Consider the following 7,040-nt stretch of genomic DNA (forward strand, 5'->3'; position numbering starts at 1 on the left):
GCGGGCGCAGAGGCCGGGGCGTCTGCGGGGCTGGCAGGGGTGGTTGCGGCGGCATCGGGTGCCGAGGGTGCCTCGGCCGGCGTGCTGCCCCATCCCAGCTTTTTCTTGATGAAACTGAACATCCGTCCATTGTAGGGCGCGGCCCCTTTTTACAATGCCGCCATGCGCTCCTCTTCTGCTCCCCGTCGCCCTGCCGCCCGTTCCGATGCCACCGAGGCCAGGCCAGGGCGCCGCCAGGAGGCGGGCTTGGGCTCGTCCAAGGCCCTTGGCGATGCCGCCCGTGTCGCCGCCAAGGCCGCGCAGGAGGTTCGCATCATGGGCGGCCAGTGGAAGCGCACGCCTCTGCCCGTGCCGGTGTCGGCCGGTTTGCGCCCCACGCCCAGCCGCGTGCGTGAAACCTTGTTCAACTGGCTCGGGCAGGACCTCGGCGGCTGGCGGGTGCTCGACGCCTTTGCCGGCACTGGTGCACTGGGTTGGGAGGCTGCCTCCCGCGGCGCCGAATCGGTGACCTTGCTCGAGCGCGATGCCGCCCTGGTGCGTTCGCTCAAGGGCGTGCAGGCGCGGCTCAAGGCGGACCAGCAGGTGCAGATCCAGCAGGCCGATGCCCTGGCCTGGATGCGCCAACCCACCCGTCACGCTGGCTTCGACCTGGTTTTCCTCGATCCACCGTTTGAAGACGAGGCCTTTGACGCCGCCCTGGCCGCAGCCGCCGAGGTGGTGGTGCCTGGGGGCTGGATTTACCTGGAGGCCCCGCGGCCGTACGGCCCGGTGCCGCCCCCGAAGCCCGCCAAGGGCCAGCAGCCTGCCGAGCACGCCACCCAGCCCCTGCCGGCCAGCCTGCAACTCCACCGGCATGGCCAGGCAGGCGCGGTGCACTTTCACCTTTTTCAGCGCATGGCGGGCTGAGGCCACGCTGTTGCGGCTCGCCCCCTCGCCTTACACTCCTGCCCGTGACGCGGTGCCCCAGTCTGGCGCCCGCGCTTCCTGCCCCGCCCGGAGCCCAGATTGAGTTCGTCCACGCCCCTGACCGCCGTCTACCCCGGCACCTTCGACCCCATGACCCTGGGGCATGCCGACTTGATGCGGCGCGCCAGCCGCCTGTTTGGCCACCTGATCCTGGCCGTGGCCGCGGGTCACCATAAGAAGACCATGTTCAGCCTGGAAGAACGCCTGGCCATGGCCAAGGAGTTGGCCAGCGAGCACCCCAACGTCGAGGTCATCGCGTTCTCGGGCCTGCTGCGCGACTTCGTGGTCGGTCATGGCGGCAAGGTGGTGGTGCGGGGGCTGCGTGCCGTCAGCGACTTCGAGTACGAGTTCCAGATGGCGGGCATGAACCGCCAGCTGATGCCCGACGTCGAGACCGTGTTCCTCACGCCTTCCGACCAGTACCAGTTCGTTTCGGGCACCTTTGTGCGCGAGATCGCCATGCTGGGAGGGGATGTTTCGAAGTTCGTGGCGCCCAGCGTGCTGGCCCGCCTGCAGTCGCGGCTGGCTGCCAACCGGGCTGCCGCGGCTCAGAACCCGCAACAGGCCGGCTGAGCGGAGCGGACCATGGCGCTGACCATCACCGAAGAGTGCATCAACTGCGACGTCTGCGAGCCCGAGTGCCCGAACCAGGCCATTTCGATGGGCGAAGACTTCTATGTCATCGACCCCGACAAGTGCACGGAATGCATGGGCCACTTTGACGAGCCCCAGTGCGTGCAGGTTTGCCCGGTGGAGTGCATCCCGGTGCACCCCGAGCACGTCGAGACCAAGGTGCAGCTGATGCAGAAGTACTTCCACCTGCAGGCGCAGGCTGGCAAGCCGGTGGCCACCGAAGAGCAGGCCGCAGCCCTGCAGGCCTTGCCTCAGGCCTGACGCCGGAGCTGGCCAGCGCTTGACCCGGTCGCGACCTTGGCAAAAGGGCGCGCAACGTCCTGCGTTCAGGGCGTGGTCACCTTGGCCGCCGGGATGGCGGGTACCTTGGGCTGGATCGGTGTGCGCGCCGTGAAATAGGGGGAGCTGGTTCGGTGCTTCCGGGTTCTGTGGCCTGATTTCCCCGATTCGCTGCGGGCCTGGGAGGCTTCCGGTTGAGGCAGCGGTCGGTGCGTGGCCAGCAAGGTCGGCCCCGGTGCATGGGCTGCCGCCGACATCCGCGCCTTGCGCAGGCTGCGCGCCAGCTTGGCGTCTCGGATGCGCATTTGTTCCGCCTGCTTGCGTTGGGCTGGGCTGCGCGCGTCGGCCACGTGCAAGGTGTCGGCATCCGGTCCGCAGGGCAGTTGGCTGTAGCTCACCTTGCCGCCCGCGTCGGTGCAGCGGTAGGCTGAACCCGCTGGCGCCGGTCGGGAGGGCGGGGTGGTGCTGGAGGCACCCATCGCCCAGGTGTGCAGCACGAGGCAGGCCGCCACGACGCCCCCTTTGATCACACTGATCACATTGGCCCGCCCTCGCAGGGATGTGGCTTCACGGTGGATGGGGCTGCAAGGTCTTGCATGGATCACGTCGGTCTCCTCCCTGGGGTGATCGGTGGGGTGGGTGCGCGCCCAGGCGGAGCGGGGTCTTTGCCCCTTGCTGCCGCCTGAAGAATGCGCTGTTCAGTCGCTCGCGGCCGGTGTGTCTGGCGTGCCGGCGTCGGTCTTCTCGGGGGCAGGCTTGCGAGGGGGCTTGGGACGCTGCGGTTGGGCGTGCACGAGGGCGGTGGCCTTGGCCAGGTCCCCGGCCAGGAAGGCCTCCGTGGCGCCCATGGCCTGGTCGATGCATTTGTGGATGGCCTCGCGCTCGGCCTGGGGCGGCTTGCGCAGGACATAGGCCGCCACCTCGGCTTTCACGCCAGGGTGGCCGATGCCAAGGCGCAGGCGGTGGTAGTCGGGCGAGCCCAGTTGCGCGTGGATGTCGCGCAGGCCGTTGTGGCCGCCGTGACCGCCCCCCTTCTTCAATTTGACCTGGCCTGGCGGCATGTCGAGTTCGTCATGGGCGACCAGCACCTCGTCCGGGTTGAGCTTGAAAAAGCGTGCCAGCGCGCCGACCGACTTGCCAGACAGGTTCATGTAGGTCATGGGTTGCAGCAGCCAGACGGGGCCCTGAGGCGTGTTGGCCCGAGCGACCAGACCGTGGTATGCGCGGTCCGGCTGCAGGTGCACGCCCAGGCGGCGGGCGAGGGCGTCGATGTACCAGAACCCGGCGTTGTGGCGGGTGTCTTCGTATTCAGGGCCGGGGTTGCCCAGGCCGACAAAGAGTCGAATCATGATGAAGCCGATTGTCGCGATGGCGTCCACAAAAAGAAAAGCCCCGCCGAAGCGGGGCTTGACCCAGGGCCCACGGAGAACCGTCGGCCCGAAGCAGAAGCAAGAATTACTTCTTGCCCTTCTTGCCCTTGGCGGGTTCGGCAGCAGCCTGAGGTGCGGCGATGACTTCTTCCACGGGTTCGACCACGGTGGCGATCGCAGGGTTCTTGCGGCCGTGCGTCAGAACCTTGATGTTGGCGCCCAGTTGCAGGTCGTCCACGTGCAGGGTCTGGCCCTTGACCACATTGGCCAGGTCCACCGTCAGGAATTCGGGCAGCTGTTCAGCGAAGCACTCGATTTCCAGTTCGGTCACGATGTGGTTGATGATGCACTTGTCGATCTTGACGGCGGTGGATTCGCCTTCGTTGATGAAGTGCAGCGGAACCTTCTTGTGGATCTTGGTGGTGGCGTCGATGCGCTGGAAGTCGACGTGCAGCACCAGTTGCTTGTACGGGTGAGCCTGGTAGTCGCGCAGCAGGACCTTTTCAACCTGACCATTCAGTTCCATCTCGAGGATGGACGAGTGGAAGGCTTCCTTGCGCATGGCGTGGTACAGCGCGTTGTGGTCCAGCTCGATGTTTTGCGGGGCCTTGCCGGCGCCGTAAACGATGCCAGGGGTCTTGCCGGTGATGCGCAGGCGGCGGCTCGCTCCGGTCCCCTGCAGATTGCGCTCGTAAGCGGTGAATTTCATGGAATGCTCCAAGTGGGTAAGGCGCCCGCGACCAGGCGCCAGAGAAAAGACCGCAGCACAGGGCCGCGGTCAGGGAAACGGATCAGAAGTTGTTGTTCTGTTCCGAAAAGAGGGAGGTCACCGAGTCACCGTCGGTGATGCGACGGATGGTCTCGGCGAACAGGAAGGCCGTCGACAGCTGGCGGATCTTCGGTGTGCCCTTGGCGGCTTCGGCCAGGGGGATGGTGTTGGTGATCACCACTTCATCGAGGTGCGAGGCCTTGATGCGATCAATGGCCGGGCCCGAGAACACGGCGTGGGTGCAATAGGCGTACACGCTCTTGGCCCCACGTTCCTTCAGCACTTCGGCGGCCTTCACCAGGGTGCCGGCGGTGTCGATCATGTCGTCCATGATCACGCAGTTGCGGCCGTCGATTTCACCGATGACGTGCATCACTTCCGACACGTTGGCCTTGGGGCGACGCTTGTCGATGATGGCCAGGTCACAACCCAGTTGCTTGGCCAGGGCGCGGGCGCGCACCACGCCACCGACGTCAGGCGACACGACGACGAGGTCTTCGTACTTCTTGGCCTGCAGGTCGGACAGCAGCACGGGCGAAGCGTAGATGTTGTCGACGGGGATGTTGAAGAAGCCCTGGATCTGGTCGGCGTGCAGGTCCATCGTGAGGACGCGGTTAACGCCGACGGCTTCCAGCATGTTGGCCACGACGCGGGCCGAGATGGGGACGCGGGTGGACCGCGGGCGGCGATCCTGGCGGGCGTAGCCGAAGTAGGGGATGACGGCGGTGATGCGCTGGGCCGAGGCGCGCTTGAGCGCATCGACCATGACCATCAGTTCCATCAGGTTGTCGTTCGTGGGGGCGCAGGTCGACTGCAGCACGAAGACTTCGCGGCCACGCACGTTCTGCTGGATCTCGACGGTGGTTTCACCATCGGAGAAGCGGCCGACCGAAGCCTTGCCCAGCGAGATACCCAGATTGGTGGCGATTTCCTGAGCGAGCGCCGGATTGGCGTTGCCGGTGAACAGTACGGTATCTGCAAGCATGGGAGGGGGCCGTGTGAACGGTTTGGGCGTGACGATGAAGCGAGACCTCATCAACCCATCACCTTGCCCTCGGGAGCAACCAGGCGACACCTCCAGGTGCCTCGGTTTGCATCAGCCTTCGCGGAAGGTGGGGCAGGTGAGGTGTCCGGCCATCAGGCCGGACAGTGAAACATTTGGCAGGGGAAGAAGGATTCGAACCTTCGCATGTCGGAATCAAAATCCGATGCCTTAACCAACTTGGCGACTCCCCTACACAGGTCGCAGCGCATGCTTGATTTGCTTTACAGCATTTCTTGCTCTGTCGCTACAGCCTTGTAAGCTGCTCTCTTGTTGAGAGACTCGAAGTATAGCCGGTTATTTGCGTTGTTTGCAAGTCTGTTGTTATTCAGCACCGTTTGTTTTTTGATGACAGATCACGCAATCGGATCCAGTGCATCAAGCAGCGGGTGCTGAGTCAGACCGTGAACGACACGACCGACCCAATCGAGTTCATTCAGACCCAGATCGGTTGCGCTGAATGACGGCGGGCATGGGGTGTTGGGAGAACTGTCGTTCATCCAGGCAAACACCGTGCTGCCCGAACCGCTCATCCGGCTGTTGCCGAAACGGTTCTGCATGATCTCAAGCGCTTGACCGATCTGACGACTGTAGGCTTCCGCTGGAAGCTGCAGGTCATTTCTACCGAAGCACTTGGGCTCTGCAAGAAAGAACGCAACTATAGCATGCTCTGAATCGCGTTTCAAATTCGGCGAGCCAAAAATCGCGGAAGTGGGCACAGCCACAGGCGGTTTCAGCAGGGCCAGGGGGGTGTCGAGCACCTCGGCTGGCAGGGCGATGGGGGTGATGTGTTCGCCCACGCCCTCGACCCAGGCGTTGTGGCCGCGCACGAAGAAGGGCACGTCGGCGCCCAGGCTGAGGGCCAGTGCCTCGAGGCGGGCGCGGGGCCAGTGCAGGCCCCAGAGCTGGTTGAGCGCGAGCAGCACGGTGGCCGCATCTGAACTGCCGCCACCGAGGCCTGCGCCCCAGGGCACCTGCTTTTGGATTTCGATGTCGCATCCCAGCGACACGCCGCTTTCAGCCTGCAGAAGGCGGGCGGCTTTCAGGCAGAGGTCTTCGGCGGGCAAGGCCGGGCCGAGGTCGTGGCGTCGCAGGGCGCCATCGCTGCGGGTGTGCACGTGCAGTGTGTCCTGCCAGTCGATCAGCATGAAGACGGACTGCAGGAGGTGGTAGCCATCGGGGCGGCGGCCGGTCACGTGCAGAAAGAGGTTGACCTTGGCCGGCGCGGGCAGGTCGGTGAGGCTGGGCATGGCGGGAGGGCGGGTCAGAGGTCGAGGTAGATCTTGAGGGCCACAGCACGTTGTTCAGGGGTGGCCGGGCGCTGGGCTTGCAGGCGGTGGCGCGCGAAGTCACGGGTGTCGACTTGCCAGCCGGCCTGCTCGAACAGGCCGTCTTCGAGGCCCGGGCGAGAAGGAAGGTGCGGGCTGGGGCGCCCTTGCATCCAGTGCAGCATGGCCTTGAGGGGCAGGGCCTCGCCGAGTGTGGCCTGGCTGAGTTCGCCGAGCGAGCCAAAGCTGTGGCGACCCTGGGTGTCTTCCAGCCAGGTCTGGTCGCTTTGCCAGCTGACCTTGGCCATCTGGCTGCCCAGGGCGGTCATGAGGTCGAGCTGTCCGGCCACTTCGTTGCCTTGCAGGAAAAAGCCCAGGCTGATGCCTTTGGCGCCTTCGCTGCCCCAGGCGCCGAGCTTGAGGCTCATCTGGCCCTGAAGGTTGACGCCTGCCGGGGTGGTGGCCTGGGCGGTGTCCACAGGTCTTGCGGTGATCGGCGTCTCCTGGGCGCTTTTCGCCTATGTCATCTTTTGTCGGACGCGCTATGTGCGCGCCCATCCATTCGATCCGCAAAGCTGAGTCATGGTCGGTATCCTCGAAGACAAGGACCGCATCTTCACCAATATCTATGGCTTCCAGGACTGGACCATCGATGGCGCGATGAAGCGTGGCGATTGGGACGAAACCAAGACGCTGATGGCGCGCGGTCAGGA

General features: G+C 65.1%; 9 protein-coding genes and 1 tRNA gene. 3 read left to right on the forward strand and 7 right to left on the reverse strand.

Annotated features, from left to right (window positions below; all coding sequences use genetic code 11):
* Nucleotides 1-162: 162 nt before the first annotated feature.
* The 3 genes from rsmD to QZ994_RS17665 all read left to right on the forward strand — a co-directional run bounded on the left by rsmD (nucleotide 163) and on the right by QZ994_RS17665 (nucleotide 1,860).
* Complete coding sequence (gene rsmD / locus QZ994_RS17655) at nucleotides 163-906, forward strand: 16S rRNA (guanine(966)-N(2))-methyltransferase RsmD (RefSeq protein ID WP_290874761.1); 744 nt, start codon at nucleotides 163-165, stop codon at nucleotides 904-906.
* A 99-nt stretch (nucleotides 907-1,005) separates the two neighbouring features.
* Complete coding sequence (coaD, locus tag QZ994_RS17660) at nucleotides 1,006-1,539, forward strand: pantetheine-phosphate adenylyltransferase (protein ID WP_290874764.1); 534 nt, start codon at nucleotides 1,006-1,008, stop codon at nucleotides 1,537-1,539.
* A gap of 12 nt (nucleotides 1,540-1,551) precedes the next feature.
* Nucleotides 1,552-1,860, forward strand: a complete 309-nt coding sequence (locus QZ994_RS17665) for a YfhL family 4Fe-4S dicluster ferredoxin (RefSeq protein ID WP_290874767.1) — start codon at nucleotides 1,552-1,554, stop codon at nucleotides 1,858-1,860.
* A 65-nt stretch (nucleotides 1,861-1,925) separates the two neighbouring features.
* On the opposite strand, the gene QZ994_RS17670 is transcribed toward QZ994_RS17665, so the two are convergent.
* The 7 genes from QZ994_RS17670 to QZ994_RS17700 all read right to left on the reverse strand — a co-directional run bounded on the left by QZ994_RS17670 (nucleotide 1,926) and on the right by QZ994_RS17700 (nucleotide 6,806).
* Nucleotides 1,926-2,483 (reverse strand): DUF4124 domain-containing protein, encoded by a 558-nt coding sequence (locus QZ994_RS17670; protein WP_290874770.1) that lies wholly within the window; start codon nucleotides 2,481-2,483, stop codon nucleotides 1,926-1,928.
* A gap of 93 nt (nucleotides 2,484-2,576) precedes the next feature.
* Nucleotides 2,577-3,227 carry an aminoacyl-tRNA hydrolase gene (gene pth, locus QZ994_RS17675; RefSeq protein ID WP_290874773.1) on the reverse strand — a complete coding sequence of 217 codons (651 nt, stop codon included), beginning with the start codon at nucleotides 3,225-3,227 and terminating at the stop codon, nucleotides 2,577-2,579.
* A gap of 106 nt (nucleotides 3,228-3,333) precedes the next feature.
* Nucleotides 3,334-3,957, reverse strand: a complete 624-nt coding sequence (locus QZ994_RS17680; RefSeq protein WP_290874776.1) for a 50S ribosomal protein L25/general stress protein Ctc — start codon at nucleotides 3,955-3,957, stop codon at nucleotides 3,334-3,336.
* An 82-nt stretch (nucleotides 3,958-4,039) separates the two neighbouring features.
* A complete protein-coding gene (locus QZ994_RS17685; protein WP_290874779.1) occupies nucleotides 4,040-5,002 on the reverse strand; it encodes a ribose-phosphate pyrophosphokinase in 963 nt (320 codons plus the stop codon).
* A 174-nt stretch (nucleotides 5,003-5,176) separates the two neighbouring features.
* Nucleotides 5,177-5,253 (reverse strand) — tRNA-Gln (locus tag QZ994_RS17690).
* 162 nt (nucleotides 5,254-5,415) lie between these two features.
* Entirely contained in the window at nucleotides 5,416-6,309 is an 894-nt protein-coding gene (gene ispE, locus QZ994_RS17695) for a 4-(cytidine 5'-diphospho)-2-C-methyl-D-erythritol kinase (protein WP_290874782.1), read from the reverse strand.
* Nucleotides 6,310-6,323: 14 nt separating this feature from the next.
* Entirely contained in the window at nucleotides 6,324-6,806 is a 483-nt protein-coding gene (locus QZ994_RS17700; protein ID WP_290874785.1) for a lipoprotein insertase outer membrane protein LolB, read from the reverse strand.
* Nucleotides 6,807-7,040: the final 234 nt, after the last annotated feature.

Source organism: Aquabacterium sp., assembly GCF_021768455.1.
Taxonomy (GTDB): Bacteria; Pseudomonadota; Gammaproteobacteria; order Burkholderiales; family Burkholderiaceae_C; genus Aquabacterium.

What these genes read in the sequence shown, in the direction of transcription:
- rsmD (WP_290874761.1), top strand. Translation starts at nt 163, where the DNA reads ATGCGCTCCTCTTCTGCTCCCCGTCGCCCTGCCGCCCGTTCCGATGCC.
- QZ994_RS17665 (WP_290874767.1), top strand. Translation starts at nt 1,552, where the DNA reads ATGGCGCTGACCATCACCGAAGAGTGCATCAACTGCGACGTCTGCGAG.
- pth (WP_290874773.1), bottom strand. Translation starts at nt 3,227, where the DNA reads ATGATTCGACTCTTTGTCGGCCTGGGCAACCCCGGCCCTGAATACGAA.
- QZ994_RS17680 (WP_290874776.1), bottom strand. Translation starts at nt 3,957, where the DNA reads ATGAAATTCACCGCTTACGAGCGCAATCTGCAGGGGACCGGAGCGAGC.
- QZ994_RS17685 (WP_290874779.1), bottom strand. Translation starts at nt 5,002, where the DNA reads ATGCTTGCAGATACCGTACTGTTCACCGGCAACGCCAATCCGGCGCTC.
- ispE (WP_290874782.1), bottom strand. Translation starts at nt 6,309, where the DNA reads ATGCCCAGCCTCACCGACCTGCCCGCGCCGGCCAAGGTCAACCTCTTT.